This window comes from Fontibacillus phaseoli (assembly GCF_003337355.1).
Classification (GTDB): Bacteria; Bacillota; Bacilli; order Paenibacillales; family Paenibacillaceae; genus Fontibacillus; species Fontibacillus phaseoli.
The window spans coordinates 1-18,231 of the sequence record NZ_QPJW01000022.1 but is presented as its reverse complement, the minus strand read 5'-3'; the positions used below and the strand labels follow the sequence as shown (position 1 = coordinate 18,231).

General features: G+C 48.4%; 16 protein-coding genes. 11 read left to right on the top strand and 5 right to left on the bottom strand.

Annotated elements, in window-relative coordinates; all coding sequences use genetic code 11:
• Positions 1-15 precede the first annotated feature (15 nt).
• The 4 genes from pdxA to DFP94_RS24765 form a co-directional block, all read right to left on the bottom strand.
• On the bottom strand, positions 16-1,014 hold the full coding sequence (gene pdxA, locus DFP94_RS24780) for a 4-hydroxythreonine-4-phosphate dehydrogenase PdxA (protein WP_114499150.1): 999 nt from the start codon (positions 1,012-1,014) through the stop codon (positions 16-18).
• The gene (locus DFP94_RS24775) at positions 1,014-2,375 is read right to left on the bottom strand and encodes a four-carbon acid sugar kinase family protein (protein WP_114499149.1); all 1,362 of its coding nucleotides are present in this window, start codon (positions 2,373-2,375) and stop codon (positions 1,014-1,016) included. The genes pdxA and DFP94_RS24775 overlap by 1 nt, the downstream gene beginning before the upstream one ends.
• 133 nt (positions 2,376-2,508) lie before the next feature.
• Positions 2,509-4,260, bottom strand: a complete 1,752-nt coding sequence (locus tag DFP94_RS24770) for a sigma-54-dependent transcriptional regulator (RefSeq protein WP_181873287.1) — start codon at positions 4,258-4,260, stop codon at positions 2,509-2,511.
• Positions 4,261-4,490: 230 nt separating this feature from the next.
• The gene (locus tag DFP94_RS24765) at positions 4,491-5,648 is read right to left on the bottom strand and encodes an iron-containing alcohol dehydrogenase (RefSeq protein ID WP_114499147.1); all 1,158 of its coding nucleotides are present in this window, start codon (positions 5,646-5,648) and stop codon (positions 4,491-4,493) included.
• Between the two features lie 518 nt (positions 5,649-6,166).
• Between DFP94_RS24765 and DFP94_RS24760 the strand changes: the two genes are divergently transcribed.
• The 7 genes from DFP94_RS24760 to DFP94_RS24730 all read left to right on the top strand — a co-directional run bounded on the left by DFP94_RS24760 (position 6,167) and on the right by DFP94_RS24730 (position 14,077).
• Positions 6,167-7,174: a LacI family DNA-binding transcriptional regulator gene (locus DFP94_RS24760; RefSeq protein WP_181873286.1), complete on the top strand. Its 1,008-nt coding sequence runs from the start codon at positions 6,167-6,169 to the stop codon at positions 7,172-7,174.
• Between the two features lie 113 nt (positions 7,175-7,287).
• The gene (locus DFP94_RS24755) at positions 7,288-8,265 is read left to right on the top strand and encodes a sugar ABC transporter substrate-binding protein (RefSeq protein WP_114499145.1); all 978 of its coding nucleotides are present in this window, start codon (positions 7,288-7,290) and stop codon (positions 8,263-8,265) included.
• A gap of 66 nt (positions 8,266-8,331) precedes the next feature.
• Positions 8,332-9,837 carry a sugar ABC transporter ATP-binding protein gene (locus DFP94_RS24750; protein WP_220270936.1) on the top strand — a complete coding sequence of 502 codons (1,506 nt, stop codon included), beginning with the start codon at positions 8,332-8,334 and terminating at the stop codon, positions 9,835-9,837.
• Positions 9,838-9,856: 19 nt separating this feature from the next.
• Positions 9,857-10,825: an ABC transporter permease gene (locus DFP94_RS24745; RefSeq protein WP_114499143.1), complete on the top strand. Its 969-nt coding sequence runs from the start codon at positions 9,857-9,859 to the stop codon at positions 10,823-10,825.
• Between the two features lies 1 nt (position 10,826).
• The gene (locus tag DFP94_RS24740) at positions 10,827-12,146 is read left to right on the top strand and encodes an ArgE/DapE family deacylase (protein ID WP_114499142.1); all 1,320 of its coding nucleotides are present in this window, start codon (positions 10,827-10,829) and stop codon (positions 12,144-12,146) included.
• A complete protein-coding gene (locus DFP94_RS24735) occupies positions 12,136-12,678 on the top strand; it encodes a cupin domain-containing protein (protein ID WP_114499141.1) in 543 nt (180 codons plus the stop codon). Before DFP94_RS24740 ends, DFP94_RS24735 begins: the two co-directional genes overlap by 11 nt.
• Before the next feature lie 46 nt (positions 12,679-12,724).
• A complete protein-coding gene (locus DFP94_RS24730; protein ID WP_181873285.1) occupies positions 12,725-14,077 on the top strand; it encodes a M24 family metallopeptidase in 1,353 nt (450 codons plus the stop codon).
• A 182-nt stretch (positions 14,078-14,259) separates the two neighbouring features.
• Here the strand turns inward: DFP94_RS24730 and DFP94_RS24725 are convergent, their stop codons facing one another.
• Positions 14,260-15,168 (bottom strand): helix-turn-helix transcriptional regulator, encoded by a 909-nt coding sequence (locus DFP94_RS24725; RefSeq protein ID WP_114499139.1) that lies wholly within the window; start codon positions 15,166-15,168, stop codon positions 14,260-14,262.
• 97 nt (positions 15,169-15,265) lie between these two features.
• Between DFP94_RS24725 and DFP94_RS24720 the strand changes: the two genes are divergently transcribed.
• The 4 genes from DFP94_RS24720 (at position 15,266) to DFP94_RS24705 (ending at position 18,077) form a co-directional block, all read left to right on the top strand.
• The gene (locus tag DFP94_RS24720; RefSeq protein ID WP_114499138.1) at positions 15,266-15,730 is read left to right on the top strand and encodes a VOC family protein; all 465 of its coding nucleotides are present in this window, start codon (positions 15,266-15,268) and stop codon (positions 15,728-15,730) included.
• Positions 15,731-15,806: 76 nt separating this feature from the next.
• Positions 15,807-16,376, top strand: coding sequence for a YdeI/OmpD-associated family protein (locus tag DFP94_RS24715; protein WP_114499137.1), 570 nt, complete (start codon positions 15,807-15,809; stop codon positions 16,374-16,376).
• A 242-nt stretch (positions 16,377-16,618) separates the two neighbouring features.
• On the top strand, positions 16,619-17,578 hold the full coding sequence (locus tag DFP94_RS24710; protein ID WP_114499136.1) for a sigma-70 family RNA polymerase sigma factor: 960 nt from the start codon (positions 16,619-16,621) through the stop codon (positions 17,576-17,578).
• A 73-nt stretch (positions 17,579-17,651) separates the two neighbouring features.
• The gene (locus tag DFP94_RS24705; protein WP_114499135.1) at positions 17,652-18,077 is read left to right on the top strand and encodes an SRPBCC family protein; all 426 of its coding nucleotides are present in this window, start codon (positions 17,652-17,654) and stop codon (positions 18,075-18,077) included.
• The last annotated feature ends 154 nt before the right edge of the window (positions 18,078-18,231 follow it).

The window sequence follows — 18,231 nt, the reverse complement described above, 5'->3', positions numbered from 1 at the left end:
AAGCAGCCCCGAGGGTTATGGCTGTGGCGCCAACTCGACAGCGGAGCCGATCGCTTCCAGCATGCTTCTTTCATCCGCAATGCCCTTTCCGGCAATATCAAAAGCCGTGCCGTGATCAACGGAGGTACGGATGATGCCGCCCTTAAGGCCAACGGTGATATTGACGCCGGCCTCAATGCCAAGCACCTTGATCGGCGTATGCCCCTGGTCGTGATAGCAGGCGACGACGATATCAAAGTCTCCCCGCATGGCCCTGTAAAAAAGGGTGTCTGCCGGAGCCGGACCATATACATCCATCCCTTCCGCCCGCGCTTTCTCTACGGCCGGAAGCAGCTTCTCTTCCTCTTCACCGTTTCCGAACAAGCCGTTCTCTCCTGCATGGGGATTGATGCCGCACAGGGCGATGCGCGGATTTTTATTTCCCGCTGTTCGCAGCACCTGATCCGCCAGCTTCAGCACATTGTACGTCCGCTCCGGCGTAATCATCTCCACGGCCTTGATCAGCCCGACATGGGTCGTCAGGTGAATCACTTTGAGGCGGCCGGTGGACAGCATCATCGAGAAATCTTCCGTTTGCGTCAGCTTGGCCAAAATTTCGGTATGTCCGGGATAGAGGTGTCCCCCCTTGTGCAACGCTTCCTTATTCAGCGGCGCGGTACAGATTGCCCGGACTTCACCGGCCTTAGCCAGTTCAACGGCCTTGGCAATATAATGGTACGCCGCATTTCCCGCCGCGGCGGATAATTGCCCGAAAGGCACAGGGTCCGGCAGAAGATTCAGGTCGATGCAATCGATAATGCCTTGCTGGAAAAGCGCCTCCGCGACTCCCGCTACCGGGCGAATTTCTATTTCACCCCGGCCGGAGACGGCGGCTGCCCGCTTCAACGTTTCGGCATCGCCGATGACTATCGGCTGGCATAACTCGTAAACATCGGGGTGCGATAACGCCTTCACAACAACCTCAGGCCCGATACCGGCCGCGTCCCCCATAGTAATGGCAATAATAGGCTTCATTATGTCACGCCTTTCTGCAGAGCCTTCACGGAGCGGACCAGTACCTGATCGCTTCCGAATGCTCCTGCTTTGGTAATAATATATCTGCCGGATTCGCCCGGCGTCCGCCCGAGCGGGACTCCGTTCTCCACCTCATCGATGAGCTTGATCTCCACATCGCTTAAATGGCGGCAGACCTGCTTTGCGGTATCGCCTCCGGTCAGCACCATATGGCGGATTCCGCATTCGGCGATAATATCAGCAGCCACCCGGCCAAGCTCCGCGCTGATGCGCTCGCCTACTTCCGTAGCGCTAAGGCCGTTGGCGCGCCCAAGCTCGTGAACCCGTTCGACCTCGTCCGGATCGCCCGATGTATAGAGGGCTACATGCTTCCCCTCCCGGGAAATGATGCCGATGGCAAGCTCCCGGACCCGGTTTAATTCCATCCCGCATGAGCCTGGGAAGAGCAGCTTATCCGATTCAACGACGATAGCAAAGACGCTGTCCTCTTTCACCAGTTCGGTTAGCTGGCGGCGCGACCATGGGTTGACGCTGCCGACGACAATAATTACACAATTACCATCGTAATACACGTTATTATTGCCGGATATTTCTTGTTTCTTGCCTGACTCATTCAGTACAACACTTCCTTGTTCCGAGGCTTCGCTCATGCTGCGGAGAATTTGCGTCGTCAGAGCGCCTGCCAAGCCCGCTGACCCGGCCCATACCACTTTCGGACGCCCCGGTTCTTCGGGAAACAAAGAAGCGATCAAGGCCAGATCCTCTTCCCGCTCCGCGTCGAACACAAGATAGGGAATGCCTGACTGACGGTACCCAGCAATCAGTTCATCAAGCGCGGTACGCTCTCCTCTCAGCCGTTCCAGCGAAATGAGGGCTGCCGGATAACGGCTTTGACGCTCAAGAATGGCAGAGAAAGCCGATTCCGTTGCCGGATGCTTGGGATCATAGGCCATCTCCGTCTCATGCAACGGCATCCCGTTCACATACACTATTCCGTTCCTCAGCGTGCGCCCGGCCCTTGGAAAAGAGGGGGCGATGACAATAAAGTCAGGCTGCAGCGTCTCATAGACGGCGTCCAGTTCACTGCCGATATTTCCGCGCAGCGTGGAATCAAACTTCTTGTAGATGACAGGAGAGAAAGCTTCTCCGCCGCGCCCCAGAAACAGACAGACATCTTTGACTTTCTGATAAGCCTCCAGCGGAGGAAGAGAGCGGCTGTCGGTATCAAACACAACGGCCTCCTGTTTCCCGCCGCCCGTCTTCAGTTCAAGCAGAACAGAAGTGGCCAAGCCCTGACGGGCCATTTGCACCCCCGTATCGTTCGCCCCGGTCAAGTCATCCGCGATGACGGCGATGTTCATTTTCTAATCCCCTCCATACAACAGCAATCACAAAATTACGGCAGAATACTGCTCCGGAAGCAGCCGCCCGATCAGTGCGAGTTACCTCTTGATTCACTCCATAATCAAAAGACGACTTTTTGAAAAACCTCTGTCAGTCTTGTTTTAATTTGCGCCACAGGGTCGAGCGGTTGATGCCAAGCCGCTTGGCGGCCAGCGACTGGTTCATGCCCTCCTGCTCCAGAACGGTCCGGATGATGTCCCGCTCAATGTCCTCCAGCGGCTGACGCAGGTTTAGTCCTTCTCTGCCGGGCGCCGGGGCCAATCCGCTGCGGGCTTTCCGGCTTCCTTCCTCAAGCATCGCCAGCGCTTCCCGTTCAATGAACGGACCCTCCGCCGCCGATACAAAGAGCTCCATCACCGTGCGCAGCTCGGTAAAGTTACCTTGCCAAGGATGCGCGAGAAGTGCTTCCATCACTTCTCCCCGGATACCGGCAATCTGCTTGCCCTGCCGTTCGTTCGTCCAGATCAGGCAGGCGCGGATGCTGCGTTCCAGCCATGGCGTATCACGCAGGGCCGGAAGCGAGGTTCTCCGGTTCTGAAAGCTGCGCAGCAGCTTGCCGGCCAGCCGTTCCTCCGCCGCGAGCACCTCCGGGTCTCTGTCAAACAGAAACACCGTCTTCATCTTGCGCTTGATAATAAACTCGGCCAACTCTCTCTGTTGCTTGGCAGACAGCATTTCCGCCCCTTCTATGGCGGTGACGCGTCCGCCGCCGTACAGCATCAGTTCCATCATGGCCTTCAGCACCTCTTCCGACGATCTGCGGATATGGAGGTACAGGATGCCGTCCCTGGATTCGGAGAGGGCGGCGTTGATGATGTAACGCTTGCGCCCGCTGCCTTTCTCGCCGTATACGGCTGCGGGATAAGCCGGAAAGTCCGTCTCCTGCCCGCCTTCTTCCTGATGGCAGAAAAAAGGGGCTTCCGCGAGAAGGTAACTGGCTGCAAGACCGCTGTGTTCCGGCTCTTCCTCCGATGCGAGCAGCATATACAGCCGGTGTTCATCCGCCGCAGGCAGCAATTGCGCCTGCAGATACAAACCTTGCTCAGGCTCATAAACGGCTGTCGCCCGGTCAAAGTCTGCCCCCCGGCCGACATCTCTGAGCATTTCGCGCAAACCCGGATACATGGCATACAGCGTATCTGCCGTTTCGGGAAGCTTCAGCAGATGCTTGAACGAAGGGTTGGCGAACTCCAGCTTGCCGCCTTGGTCCGCTGCCGCATATCCGCCCTGCAGCTTGCCCAGCATCGCCTCGTACATTTCATTTTTTATCTTCAGCTTCTCGGCCGATTTATAGAGCTGCCCCGCCCGCGAGAACGCTTCCATTAAGGACTCTTTGCCGGAGGTGATTAACACGCCCTGCAGTCCGCTCTCTGCCGCCATTTTGACTGTGATGCTGTCGCCAATGACAACCTGGATACCTCTCGCCTTGGCGTCTGCCAGGGCAGCGCCGACTTCCTGCTCCTGATGGATAACGGTGTATGAAATATCGACTTCCATCAAGCTGGACACGGACATAAAGCCTTCGATGATATTGGGAAATCCGATCATTTCACATTTGGCTTTATATTCTTTTACCAGTGTCAGGATCCGCAAGATGTCGAATCCGGAAATGGGAATTTCCACAACCGGCAGGTAAGAGTGCTTTTGCAGCAGCTTTGCCGTCCCGCCTCTGCTGATAATGACATCGTAGCCTTCCGTGTGAATGCGGCCGATCAGCGGCAGCACCCTCGACAGATCTCCATGCTCCACTACAATTTCAAACTCCTGCAACTCATTCTGCAAACTCAGCGTTAATTCGGATAACCCCGGGTAAGGAGCAATGACGATTGTTTTAATTTTCATGCAACTATTCATCCTTGTTTTTAGAGGTAGTTCAAAAAGTCGTCTTTTGATCACGAAGCAGATCATGAAGCGGATTCGACATCGAATCTTGAATTCAGCCGGGCCTTCCGTTGCTCACGTAGATCTGTCTACGCTCCGCTACTCAGTCCCTAGCTTCATCCAACCTTTTCGGTGCTAAAAACCCGACTTTTTGAACACGCACTTTTAGTGCCATTATAACCCAGCCGTCCTTAATGAAACAGCTTGCCGTATACCGCCCCGATATCATCCAGCGTCATCACCTTCGGATTGTTGCCCATCAGCCGGGTAACCTGCGAAGCCGCGAGCGAAAGCTCGGGAATATCCTCGCGCGTAGCTCCGAAGAGCGCCAAATCCTGAGGAATGCTCATCTCCTGCGTCCACAGCCGGATCTGCTCAATCACCTGCTCCGCATCGCGCTGTTTTCCCGCTCCCGTCTGAAGTCCCATCGCTCCGGCAACAAGAGCCAGCCGATCCACAATGGCATCAAAATTAAATTCCATCACATGCGGCAAAAGCATGGAATTGGCAACTCCGTGCGGTACATGAAATTTCCCGCCGATCGGATAAGCCAAGGCATGCACAGCCGCCGTTCCGGCGCAGGTCAGCGCCATTCCGCCGTACATGGAACCGATCAGCATATCCTCCCGCGCTTTTCTGTCTTCTCCGTGGTGATAGGCTTGCAGTATGCTTGCAGAAATGTTGCGGATGGATTCAAGCGCGAACATGTCGCTGAAACGGTTGGCCTTATTGGAAATAAACGATTCCAGCGCGTGGGTATAGGCATCCATTCCCGTCGAAGCCGTAATATCTCGCGGCAAACCAAGCGTCAGCAGCGGGTCCAAAATGACAAGCGCAGGCAGCAAGTAGCGGCTGACAACGCCGATCTTCAGCTCTTCCTCCGGCAAAGTCACAATGGCGTTCGGCGTCACTTCCGAGCCTGTGCCCGAGGTGGTGGGGATCAGTACCGTCGGAATGCCCGGATTCGGAATCAGATCCGTCCCCAGCATTTCCCGGACAGAGAGGTTATTGGTTTTCATGACAGACAGCAGCTTTACAACATCCAGCACACTGCCTCCGCCGATACCGATAATCGCATCGCAAGGAATTTCGGCTATTGCGTTATAGAGCTCTTCCAGTTGGGCGATGGTCGGTTCAGGCTGAACATCGGTATTCCAGTGCACGGCGATACCGCCGCTCTTCAAGAGATTTGTAACTTCGTCCAGCGTGCCGCTGCTTTGAAGAAAGGGCTGGGATACAAGCAGCACCGATTCTAAAGACCCTAGCCTTTGCAGATGCTCCACAATCCGCTCTAAGGAGCCGCAGCCTGCGATAATGCTGCCAGCTGTTTGAAAGAAATACTGTTTCATCTTATCTTCTCCTCTGAACGTCTTGATACATCAACTATCGCATTAAGTATAGCATAGCGTTGCTATATTACAACAGTTTATTGGTTTCTGTTAATTTATAATGAAATAGTGTTGTAATATACAACGATTATTATATGAAAATTGGACTGCTTGGGCAATATGATATGCTCCTCGTATAGTTGAGGAGAAATAATAAACGGCCAAATTGGTTTGAAAGCGACGGCTCAAAAATACGGATTGTCCAAAACATCTGTAATAGAGTGGCGGAGACGCCAACGCTGATTTCACTCATAAGCATCCTTGCAGGGGACAAGCGCGGCGCTGCCGTAACTGTTTATTCGCTTGTGTTATTTATAGGAGCATCAGTCGGGCCGCTTGTAGCATTAAAGTTTATTAAAGCAGGAGGGGCAAATCCCTGTATCTTCCTCACACATTTCCTCACAGAGGTATTGACAGTATTTTAAATTTAAGTTAAGTTTGAATGGTATCGATACCAAATTGTAATGGGGAATAGAAAGATGACGAACGCAAATATTAGTGATGTTGCCGCATTGGCGAAAGTTTCAGTTACAACCGTTTCCAGAGTTTTGAATGAAAGCGCTTCAGTCAGTCACAAAACAAGAACAAAGGTCAAAGAGGCCATTGAGACACTCAACTATAAACGTAGCGATTTGGCCAGAGGTTTGAGAATCAATGAAACGAAGACCATCGGAGTTATCGTTTCCAATATTCTTAATCCATTTTTCACCCGTATGGTCAGAGGGATTGAAGATGTCTCACAAAATTATAATTATAATATCGTTTTGTGCAACACCGATGAACAACCCGAAAAAGAAAGAAAATGTCTGGATATGCTATTGAGCAAAAATGTTGATGGACTAATTATTGCGGGGACAGGCGGAATGAATGACTATACGCGCCTGGAGAATGGTTTTCCAACGGTATTTGTTGACCGAAGACCGGACGACAAGTACAAGAAGCGCTTTGACACCGTTTTGGTCGACAACATTAATGGTAGTGCGGAAGCTGTCGAACATCTTATTGACTCTGGTTACAAAAGAATTGGGGTCATCGCAGGCTCCAATGAATCTACCACCGGTTATGAACGTTTTCTGGGCTATAAAAAAGCACTTAAAAAAAGAGGTATCCCAGAGGATGAAAGTCTGATCAAGTATGGCAACTTTCTTGGAAATATGGCCGCTCAACTCACCAAGGAATTGCTGGAAGCGAATTGCGACTCCATTTTTGTAACCAACAACATGATCATGCTTGGCGTTCTTGAAGCGGTGAACAAGTTAGGCATGAGGATTCCGAATGATGTAGGTTTGGTCGTTTTCGATGATGTGGAGTGGATGCAATATATTCAACCGAGTTTCACCGCTGTTGCTCAACCTACCTATCAAATCGGCTTGACCGCAATGACCGTTCTTATGGATCGGATTTTAAACAAAAATGAGGAAGCGCCGAAGGAAATCGTACTGCCCGTAAGTTTAATACAAAGAGAATCGTCCAGAAAACAGAATTAAAGCATTGTGTAGTACAATGCACTTTTTTATGTATTAATGAAACCGCTGTCATTTTAAACATAAAAATGGTATCGATTTCATTTCTATAAATAAATCAAAAGGGAGAGTTCAAAATGCACAAGAATAAGTTCATGTCGATTGTAACTGTTGTCATCCTTGCGCTTCTTACTGTCAGTTTATCCGCCTGCGGGAACAAAGCATCGGATCCGAAGGGCAACGCAACAAGCGGATCGAAGTCGCAAAAACAAATTGTCATCGGTGTATCGCTCATGACGCTCAACAGCCCGTATTTTGAGGCCATGAAGCGCGGTTTGGAAGAAGAAGCGGCGGAAAAAAATGTCAAGCTTGTCGTTACAGATGCACAGCTAAAAGTTGCAGATCAGGTTTCCACGGTTGAGAACCTGATCGCCCAAAAGGTTGACGCTATTTTGCTCAACGCCGTCGACTCGGCGGCTGTCGCTCCGGCGGTTGAAGCGGCCAACGATGCCAATATCCCGATTATCGCACTGGATGTGGCTCCATCATCAGGCGACATCGTGTCGCTTGTCGCTTCAAATAACAAGACAGCAGGAGCCACGGCAGGAACTTATGTGGCCGGAAGACTGGGCGGAAAAGGTAAAGTGGCCATCCTTGGCGGACCTCCAATCAGTTCGTTCACGGATCGGATTGCCGGATTTAAAGAAGAAATCGCCAAACACCCCGGCATTGAAATCGTCCGCGAGAAAAATGTGGTTGAGAACAGCAGCGATAAATTCATGGAAGCGGCGGATAATATGCTGACGTCCGTTCCGGACCTCGATGCGATATTTGCGGTCAACGATTTTGGCGCTCTTGCGGTCGACAGCATCGTGAAGTCCTCCAACAAGCAGTTCAAAGTGTTTTCCATTGGCGTAGATGGAATGCCGGATGCCGTTAAGGCCATTTCGGAAGGAGAAGTTGTCGCAGGTTCGGTCGCACAGCAGCCTGCAGAAATGGGCAAGTTAGGAATCGATACCGCACTTGATCATTTGAACGGCAAAACTCCGCAACCGGTCAGAGATGTTCCTGTTAAACTTCTTACCAAAGATAATGCGCAGTTCTTTGCATGGTAATCATTGTTTCGTATGTTATGCGGCTGACCTAGGCTGCCGCATAACTTATTCCCGAGATGAACTGAGGTGACCGTGGTGAGAGACCATATGCTCAAAATGACCGGCGTAACCAAAAGATTTCCTGGAGTAACGGCGTTGTCGAACGTCAATTTTCAGCTAGGCAAAGGGGAGGTTCACGCTCTGGTAGGGGCCAATGGCGCCGGAAAATCGACCTTGATTAAAGTGCTGGCGGGAGCCCATCGGCCCGAAGAAGGCATAATTGAATTGAACGGGGAAGAGGTGCGTTTTGAAAGCCCGTCCGATGCCAAAAAAAGAGGGATCGGCGTCATCTATCAAGAGTTCACTCTTCTTCCGGATCTGGATGTTGCCAAAAATATCTTTTACGCATCGGAACCGACGTATGGAGCAGGCTTATTCGTACATTGGAAGAAGGTTTACGAGGATGCCAGGAAGCTGATTGACAAATTCGGTCTGGATCTGGATGTGACGGCCAAAGTATCTTCGCTGAGCACGGCTGCGCAGCAAATGGTTGAAATCGCCAAAGCACTGTCTCTTAATGCGGAGGTTCTGGTAATGGACGAGCCGACAGCTACGCTGACCGTCCACGAGGTTGAGAGGTTGTTTGAAATCATCAACGATCTGAAATCCAGAGGCGTATCCATCATCTATATCTCTCACAGATTGGAAGAAATTTTGGAAATATGCGACAAACTTACGGTGTTACGAAGCGGCACCATGGTGGGCGGCATGGACATCAAGGACGCCACCAAGGACAACATCATCAGCATGATGATCGGAAACGACATGCAGAAATCGGAAAAGCCCGGATATTATGCGCAAAATGAGACGGCTCTTGAAATTAAAGGACTAAGCAACGCGAACGTCACGGATATCCATTTGAATGTCAGAAAAGGCGAAGTGATTGGATTGGCAGGTTTAGTCGGAGCCGGAAGAACGGAGCTTGTACGCGCTCTGTTCGGAGCCGATCCGATTCGGGAAGGCCAAATTATCGTGAATGGGAAACCCGTGACTGTATCGAGCCCACGGCAGGCCATTCAACACCGGATCGGGTTATTACCGGAAAGCAGAAAAGAGCAAGGCTTGTTGATGAATTTGAATGTCCGCAGGAACACCACGTTTGCTACTCTCAGGAAGTTTTCGCGGGGTCCGTTTATTTCGCAGAAGCGGGAAAAGGACGTAGTAAGAGACTATATTTCGAGGCTGAAAATCAAAACTCCGGATACCGAATTCATGGTGGCAAATTTGAGCGGCGGAAATCAGCAGAAAATCGTTCTGGCCAAATGGCTTTGCAACGAATGCAGCATTCTGATTCTGGACGAGCCGACCCGGGGGGTCGATGTGCCGGCCAAAGAAGAAATATTCCAGGAAATCAACAATCTCGTGAAAAGCGGGAAGTCGATCATATTCATTTCATCGGAGCTCGATGAAATTTTGCGAATCAGCGACCGGATCTACACGATGTATAAAGGTCGGATAACCGGCGAGCTTGACCGCGAGAACGTGACGATAAACAAATTGATGCACCTGATAACTGGAGGGGATCAACATTAAACGCGACGGCAAGGAAGAATTGAAACCGGAACCGGCCACCAAGGCAACTTGGCTTCAAATGACGAAGCAACGTGAATTCGCTGCTTTTGTCGGTTTGCTTATATTAATTGTCGGGTTCAGCATTGCCAGTCCTGATTTCTTTTCGACATACAATTTGATGAATATTATGAGACAAGCCTCGATTATTGCCATTCTGGCTATTGGCATGACGTTCGTCATCATTGCGGGCGGGATCGATCTGTCGGTTGGCGCCATCGCTTCCATATCGGGAACCTTGGCGGCCCAAGTCATGATTTCCTCAGGCGGTGGAGCCTTTATCGGGATTCTGACCGGATTAGCCGTAGGGATTGGAGTGGGCTTAGTCAACGGCTTGATTATATCCCGATTTAAAGTTCCTCCGATTATCGCAACGCTTGCATTGATGAGCGTTTCCCAAGGTTTGGCGCTCGCAGTCACCGGTGGTTATCCCGTCTCGGGCTTGCCGGATTCCTTTGCCTGGTTGGGGAGAGGGTTTGTCGGGGTGGTACCGATTCCTGTCATTATTTTGCTACTCATGTACATTGTTGCACATATCATTCTCAATCACACGAAATTCGGTGCTTATGTATTCGGTCTCGGTGGAAATGAAGAAGCGACGAGACTTGCGGGGCTGAACGTAAACAAGATCAAGATTTGGGTGTACGTCGTCAGCGGAATAACGGCTGCCGTCAGCGGCTTGATTTTGGCATCAAGACTGGGCTCGGGACAGCCCCTTGCGGGACAGGGTATGGAACTTAACGCCATTGCGGCTGTTGTCATCGGAGGAGCAAGCGTAGCCGGGGGCATAGGCGGGGTGATTGGAAGTCTGATCGGCGCGATGATCATGAGTGTATTGAACAACGGGCTGGACCTCATGAACATCAACTCTTACTATCAAATGATCTTTACGGGGATCATATTGGCTCTTGCCGTTGCATCTCAAAGCAAGAAACAGAAAAGAGGAAGATAAGATGGGCGGAAGTATCAGACAACAAATGGACCAATATCTGACGGACAAAAAAGATGACCATGTGGATTTTTTAAAGCAATTAGTCGGATTTGACAGCCGGATCATTAACGACGGAGCGACAGGCAAGGAAGGGGAAATTCAAAAGTTCATCGCGAATAAGCTATCCGAAATGGGCGCCGATGAGCTCGATATTTTCGAACCTGAGAACGATAGAATTAAGGATTTACCCGGGTTCAACCCGAACCACGATTATACGGATAGACCCAATGTTGTTGCTGTTTTTAGAGGGAGTGGAGGCGGAAGGTCTCTCTTGATTAACGGTCATTGCGACGTGGTAGATACGGGCAATGAGAGCCTTTGGACAAGCGGACCGTTCTCCTGCGAGGAGAGGGAAGGGTATTTGTTCGGAAGAGGCACGGCCGATATGAAAGGCGGACTGGGGGCGGCCATCTTGGCGCTCGAGGCGATTCAAAAAGTGGGAATAAAGCTGGCGGGAGATGTCATCTTCACCTCCGTCGTCGACGAAGAGGCTGGTGGAAACGGCACGTTGGCATGTGTGGAAAGGGGCTATCGCGCAGACGGGGCTATGATTATGGAGCCTACCGGTCTGGAAGTTCATGCAGCGAACAGAGGCGCATTCCTGGCGGAATTCAAGGTAGTCGGAAGACCGGTTCACGCCAGTCTGAAAGGGTTCGGTGTCAATGCGATCGACAAGGCGTTCAAACTGATCAACGCTTTGTATGAACTTGAGAAATCCTGGCTACTCACCAAGAGACATCCGCTGCTGTCGAATCCCACTATCAACGTGGGCCAGATTTCTGGCGGAGATGGCGCGTCGATTGTAGCGGGCGAGTGCACCGTACGGTTTGATGTCGAGTTTTTCCCGCGTGAATATGATGTCGACGGGCAAGAGTTTGTTGTTGATAAGAATCAAGTAAAACAAGAGGTGCAGGATTGGCTGACAAGATCATGCGAGGGTGACGAATGGCTTTGTGAGCATCCGGTACAAATCCATTGGTATCAGGATACTTCGGCATTCCAGACCGACTTGGACCACCCTTTGGTGACCACTGCGTTGGACTCGATCAAACGTTCGCTTGGCAAAGTGACATTGTCCGGATTTCCGGCAGGATGCGATGGGGTCTACCTGGCCAATATAGGCCGAATGCCCGTCATTATTTTCGGTCCGGGCCGCATTCATCAAGCACACACGGTCAACGAATATCTCGAAGTTAAGCAATATATCGACCATATCAAGGCTACGGCAAACTTTATTATCGATTGGGTAGGAATTGCAGGAGGCGTTGAAATTGATCAGTAAAAAGCAGTTTGAAGAAATCAAAGAAAAAGTGCTGGGGTACTTAGCACAGGCAAATATCGCCGTTACCAAGGAAGAAATAGATCTGATTGAAGTGGCCGATTTTGGACTTAACGATATTTATAATAATGGTTTGCAGCTATTGGAGTATGTCAATACAAGCAGAGTATGCGCGAAAGAGCTCGTGATGCTGCCCGGCCAAACTTGTCCGGAACATCGCCATCCCCCTTTCGGCGATTATAGGGGCAAAGAGGAAACATTCAGGTGCAGATACGGCAAGGTTCATCTGTTTGTGGAGGGCGAGGCCACAACTCATCCACAGGCACAACCACCCGAAAAGGGAAAAAAATATTTCACCGTTCAACATGAAATTATTTTGCATCCGGGAGATCAATACACCATACCTGTTGACACTCTTCATTGGTTTAAGGCCGGGGAAAACGGAGCGGTCATTACGGAGTTCAGTACCACAAGTTACGACGATTACGATATTTTTACGAACCCTGAAATAAAGAGAATCCCTGTTGTGGAGTAACACTCACTTTTTGCAAAATACAGCTCGATTTATGGGAGGACTATCTATGTTTAATAGCGCGCTATGGAAAAAACAGGCTGATATTATTGCTAAGGTGCTTGAGAAAGCGCCGAAATTCGATAAAGAATACCGGCTTCCCTCCGAGGAATTCGCTGACCGGCAACAAAAAGTATGGGAAGCTGTGAAGGCGGCTGGCTTCGACTGCGGCATCGTATACTCGGATGAGCATTACTGCGGAGACGTCCCATACCTTGGGGGGGATAACAATATTATCGTGGAGCCGATCGCGGGCGTCATTACGGAGAGCGGGTTCCATTTTATCGCTGGTCTCGAGAGCGGAATTGTGGCGGAGCAGATGTATCGCCGTTCAGGAGCAAAAATGAATCGAGTCGATATATTGAAGATCGACGAACCTAACTATCCTGCGAAATTGGTCCGGCCTGAGCAGATTATAGAAGCGGCATGCGGCAGGAAACCAAAGAAGATCGGGTTGCTTACGACCCGGTACGTGTTTCCCGTCAGTTTGTACAACATATTACGAAACTATGTGGGTGAAGAGAATATTGAAGATATCTCAGAAAAGTATTACGAAATCAAATATGAGAAGTCAGATCTGGAGATGCGTCTGATCGAAGAAGGTAGTAAAATTTGTGATGCTATGATGGAGGGCATGCTTAGAATTCTTCGACCGGGGATGTATGAAACCCAGGTAGCACAATGGGGATACGCGATTGCTCATGAACTCGGCGTCGAAGAGATGGGATTCAAGGTGATGGTAACCGCGGGAGATTCCAACAAAACGATGGTGGGTCGTGCGTCCAACAATGTCATTAAGGAGGGAGATATCGTTCATATCGGCGTTTCTCCTAAACGAGATGGTCTGTGTGCGGCCGAGAGAGCATCGGTCGTCTGCGTGAAGGACCCATCGCTAGTTCCTCCTAATTACAAGGTGTGGTTTGATTTTCTGGAGGGCGCGTTCCACGAAGGAGTAACGCAGTTCCGTAAAATCGCCGAACAAAACCTTCCGGGGAATACTCATGAACAGGCCATGATTGACTATTACAAGAGTAAAGCGGAGGAGATGAGCCGAAAAACAGGCATAGTATTCAAGGATTTTGCTGAGCTTAAAGGTTATGTAACAACACATAACTCCGGATACACCGAATGTCAGGAATTCTATGGCGCACTCTCACTTGACTTCAATAAGCCTTTGGCTAACCGGATGGTCATGATGATGGACGCAGGAATCAAAGGATATGGAGAAAATTGGAGCGATAGCGTAATCAAGGACATTGACTATCTTGTCATCGAGAAAACGTTAGGCAAATACGGCAGAGAAGTTCGCATTTTGAATGATCTTCCGGTCAATCTTCAGCATCTTGTCGGCGAAGCGTTCTAATAGCATGTTCTTTATAGTTTTTGTGTAGCTAATTGTCGGTTTACCTGATGAAGAGAGAGGTAATTCAGTTGAGCATGAAGTAGTAACTTAGGGGCACTCCGATGGAGTGCCTCTAAAAACTTGCTGTTACAGACAGCGCGGGGAACCTTACCATAAGTGATGGTAAACAGGAGTAGACACCTTTAGCAATATTTATCCACCATTTTTTTTAAATAATTTCGAAATTCTTCAACGTAGGATTTGGGCTCTATGATTTCTAGATTTGTACCGAAACTTGCTAAAAATTGAAATCCAAAACTGTTTTGAGGAATATAAATGGTTGCTAAGAAATATTCGGAACTATAGTTTTCAATACTCTTACGACCGTATCTTTCAATGAATTGATCTTTAATGCTAGGCGAAATCAACGCCTTAATTGCGACTAGTTGCGGTTGATAATTAGCTTCAGCTTGTTCTAATACATAATCTCTAGGATGAAATGTTTTTTCATCCATATTGAGATTATCGATCCTGGATAATTTAAATGTTCTATATCCCTGACGATGCAAACAGAATCCCTTCAAATACCAACTGGTTTCGCTAAAATGAAGCTGATAGGGCTCCACAATTCTATTAGTCGTGGTGCCATCTTTATCAATATAATCAAACGAAACTAACCTTCTCTTTAGGATTGATTCTTGGCATGTCTTCAAGGTTTGAAGAATCTCGGACCGACCCTCCCAATCATAAAATGACAGGTGGATTGAACCTTTCATAGACAATGGGCTAACCATTGCCTCCATTTTTTTAATCGTGATTTCAACTTCTTCGCTAATTAGAATTTGTTCCAATCCGCCGAGCGCGGTCAAAATATTTTCTAAGTCGGAGCTACTTAAAAGATGTTTATCAACCTTGTATTCATTCATAATACCGTATCCGCCGTTAATTCCATGAACGGAATAGATGGGAATGTTGGATAAGCTCAATGTTTCCATATCGCGAAGAATCGTTCTTTTGGAAACGCCAAATAATTGGGCAAATTCTTTTGTTGAAACGACGTCTTTTTTCAGCAATATCATGACTATAGATATTAATCTCTCAACCTTCTCCATAGTTGCCCCTCTTTTTGTACTTTTTTTAAAAGGTGACATACAGCTGTCACCACTTATAAATTATACTTTATTTATCTAAAGAAGGAGGTATAACTTTATGTCAGCTATTGCATATTTAAACTTTGATGGAAACGCAGAAAAAGCGATTGAATTTTATTCGGAGGCTCTGAATGCAAACGAGGTAAAAAAAGTGAAATTCAGGGATTTTCCACAGGATCCAAACTATCCCTTGCCGGAAAATGAATTAAATATGATCATGGAGTCTTCCGTAGAATTTGCAGGCGGGAAAATCATGATGTCGGATATTTTGCCTTCCATGAAGGCGGTAACCGGTGAGTTGGTGAAAGGAAATCATGTACTTATTAGTCTAGTCATTGATGATAAACAAGCCTTGGAAAAATACTTTAATAATTTGTCCGTTGACGGCAATGTTATAATGCCATTATCAAATACGCCTTGGTCATCGTGTTTTGGAATGCTGGTTGATAAGTTCGGGGTTTCCTGGAAGTTTAATAGTGACGCAGATAAGTTTCTTGATAGAGTCATTTCCAACCGACAGTAACTCATTCAAAAAAATGGTCTAGCAATTAGAGACCATTTTTTTATATTCCTTTAAGAAAGGATAATATAGTTTGTCTATGGAAATTGAAAATTTAATTCCCGTAAAATCGAGAGAAGGTTTAAGGATTTGGCTACAGAACAATTCTAAGAGTGAAAAGTCCGGCTGGGTCGTGGTTAGTATGGCGCCTACCCCTGATATGTTGTTATATTTGGACGCGGTTGAGGAAGCTTTGTGCTTTGGATGGATTGACGGAGTCAAAAAGAAAATTTCTGAAACGGAGCTGGCCCAGAGACTATCTCCTAGAAGTAAAAAAAGTTCATGGACTGAATTAAATAAAGAACGTGTCCGCCGCCTCGAAAAGTTGGGGTTCATGAGGGACGAAGGCAGAATGGTTCTTCCCGATATGGATCATGATTCTTTCAGAATAGATGGAGTTATTGAGCAGAGGCTAAAAGAAGAAAAGCAAGTATACGAGAATTTCATGGCATTTCCGGATCTTTATAAAAGAGTTCGGATTGACACGATACAAAGCAATAAGAATCAGCCAGAATTATTTAAGAGCAGATTAGACAAATTCATTACTAACACGAGAGAAAACAAAATGTACGGTCAATGGAACGATAATGGCCGTCTGCTGGATTACTAATATCCCCTACCAAAATTCAGGTAAACGAATTTGTTACTTATTCTTCAAGCGGATTAGGGCTATTCGTTGTCCCAGCTGTATAAGAGCTTTTGCTTGCAGTTTATTGAGCCTTTGTTTAATCTAAACACGTAAACCGTGGAAGTTATCAAGATTATCTGTAAATCCAGTGTACTGGGCAGCCCTTAATTAGAATCACCCTGTGGCGAAGTCTTACCTATTTCATTCGTAATAAGGAGGCTAATATGAACGAAACGGCATTGGATCTGCAGTTATTGGAGAAATTAAAGCCGGAGTTAACATCGTTCTGCTACAGAATGTTGGGATCTATCGATGACGCAGACGATGCTGTTCAGGAAACTTATATCCGCGTTTGGCAAAACTGGAACTCATTCAGGCAGGAATCGTCGCACAAAACGTGGATTTATCGTATCGCCTCAAATTTATGTCTGGACAAGCTGAGACAAGCCGAACGCCGTACTCTTCCCGTTGACCTGTCCGATCCCGCCGTTTCCATCGTCGAACCCCGTGAAACTTTGCCCGACTCCTCATGGATTTGGATAGCTCCTGACTTTGGGGAGAATCCCGAAGATGTTCTCATTCGCAAAGATACCCTGCAACTCTGCTTCATCGCGCTCTTACAAACCTTACCTCCTCGCCAACGTGCCGTTCTGATTTTGAAGGATGTTTTCGATTGGTCCTCCAAACAGATCGCAGAAGCTTTAGGTATGTCGCCGGCAGCCGTTAACAGTGCCTTGCAAAGAGCCAGGGAGACGATGAACCGAACCAAGCTCCGTTCCGACGAGCTTAGCAGGATGGATGATGAACCTGATCGTGAGCTGCTGTCGCGGTATGTGGAGGCCTTTGAGCAATTTGATATCGATGCTCTGGTCGCGTTATTTCATGAAGAAGGCTGCTTGTCCATGCCGCCTTTTGCCATGTGGGTGCAAGGCAAGGACGATTTGTTCAAGTTTTTCTCGCTGACTCGGTGGCATTGCGAGGGATCTCGCTTTTTGCCGGTAACGGTGAACGGAGGCTATCCTGCTTATGCGCAGTATGTGCCGAGTCCTGAAGAAGCATCGGTCCTGATTCCTTGGGGGATTCACGTCATTGAAATCAGAGACAAGAAAATCCGCCACGCCCAAAATTTCATTAACGCAAAATTATTTTCACGATTTGGGCTGCCGGATCAAATCCACCGATGAATTTCGAATTCGAATGACGTCTATATCATTGAGAAACAAAAATACGACGAAATTGAGTGAGGTGTCTTTCAAAATGGGAACAAATCATCCGACGAAAGTAACCGTTCAGGCAGTCATTCAAGCCCCCATCGAAAAAGTATGGAGTTATTGGACGGAGCCGGAGCACATTACGAAGTGGAATCAAGCTTCAGAGGATTGGCATGCGCCGAAGGCGGAAAATGATTTGCGGGCCGGCGGCAAGTTTCTGACCAGAATGGAGGCGAAGGATGGCAGCATGGGGTTTGACTTTGGTGGAGTCTACGATGAAGTAAAACTACATGAGGTGATTGCATACACCTTAGGGGACGGGAGAAAAGTCGAGATCACCTTCGTGAACCAAGGCAACGAAACGAAGGTCGTTGAAACTTTTGACGCGGAAAGCACACATCCGGTTGAATTCCAGCAAGCGGGCTGGCAAGCGATTATTGATAATTTCAAAAAGTACGCAGAAGAATCCTAAGAATGACCCCTGGCGCCCAATAGGGCGCTCAGGCTGTCGAGAAAGTCTCGACAGCCTTCTTTATGTTATATTTATTTAAGACGACACCGCGTTAATGTTGTATAATATAGGTAGCTATTTATAGAACGGGATGGTGTCTGCATGTTGCGTTCCA

Coding starts and splice junctions, on each gene's coding strand:
- DFP94_RS24775 (WP_114499149.1), bottom strand. CDS start 2,375: ATGAACATCGCCGTCATCGCGGATGACTTGACCGGGGCGAACGATACG.
- DFP94_RS24720 (WP_114499138.1), top strand. CDS start 15,266: ATGTCAGCTATTGCATATTTAAACTTTGATGGAAACGCAGAAAAAGCG.
- DFP94_RS24765 (WP_114499147.1), bottom strand. CDS start 5,648: ATGAAACAGTATTTCTTTCAAACAGCTGGCAGCATTATCGCAGGCTGC.
- pdxA (WP_114499150.1), bottom strand. CDS start 1,014: ATGAAGCCTATTATTGCCATTACTATGGGGGACGCGGCCGGTATCGGG.
- DFP94_RS24760 (WP_181873286.1), top strand. CDS start 6,167: ATGACGAACGCAAATATTAGTGATGTTGCCGCATTGGCGAAAGTTTCA.
- DFP94_RS24725 (WP_114499139.1), bottom strand. CDS start 15,168: ATGGAGAAGGTTGAGAGATTAATATCTATAGTCATGATATTGCTGAAA.
- DFP94_RS24770 (WP_181873287.1), bottom strand. CDS start 4,260: ATGAAAATTAAAACAATCGTCATTGCTCCTTACCCGGGGTTATCCGAA.
- DFP94_RS24740 (WP_114499142.1), top strand. CDS start 10,827: ATGGGCGGAAGTATCAGACAACAAATGGACCAATATCTGACGGACAAA.
- DFP94_RS24715 (WP_114499137.1), top strand. CDS start 15,807: ATGGAAATTGAAAATTTAATTCCCGTAAAATCGAGAGAAGGTTTAAGG.
- DFP94_RS24755 (WP_114499145.1), top strand. CDS start 7,288: ATGCACAAGAATAAGTTCATGTCGATTGTAACTGTTGTCATCCTTGCG.
- DFP94_RS24730 (WP_181873285.1), top strand. CDS start 12,725: ATGTTTAATAGCGCGCTATGGAAAAAACAGGCTGATATTATTGCTAAG.
- DFP94_RS24710 (WP_114499136.1), top strand. CDS start 16,619: ATGAACGAAACGGCATTGGATCTGCAGTTATTGGAGAAATTAAAGCCG.
- DFP94_RS24705 (WP_114499135.1), top strand. CDS start 17,652: ATGGGAACAAATCATCCGACGAAAGTAACCGTTCAGGCAGTCATTCAA.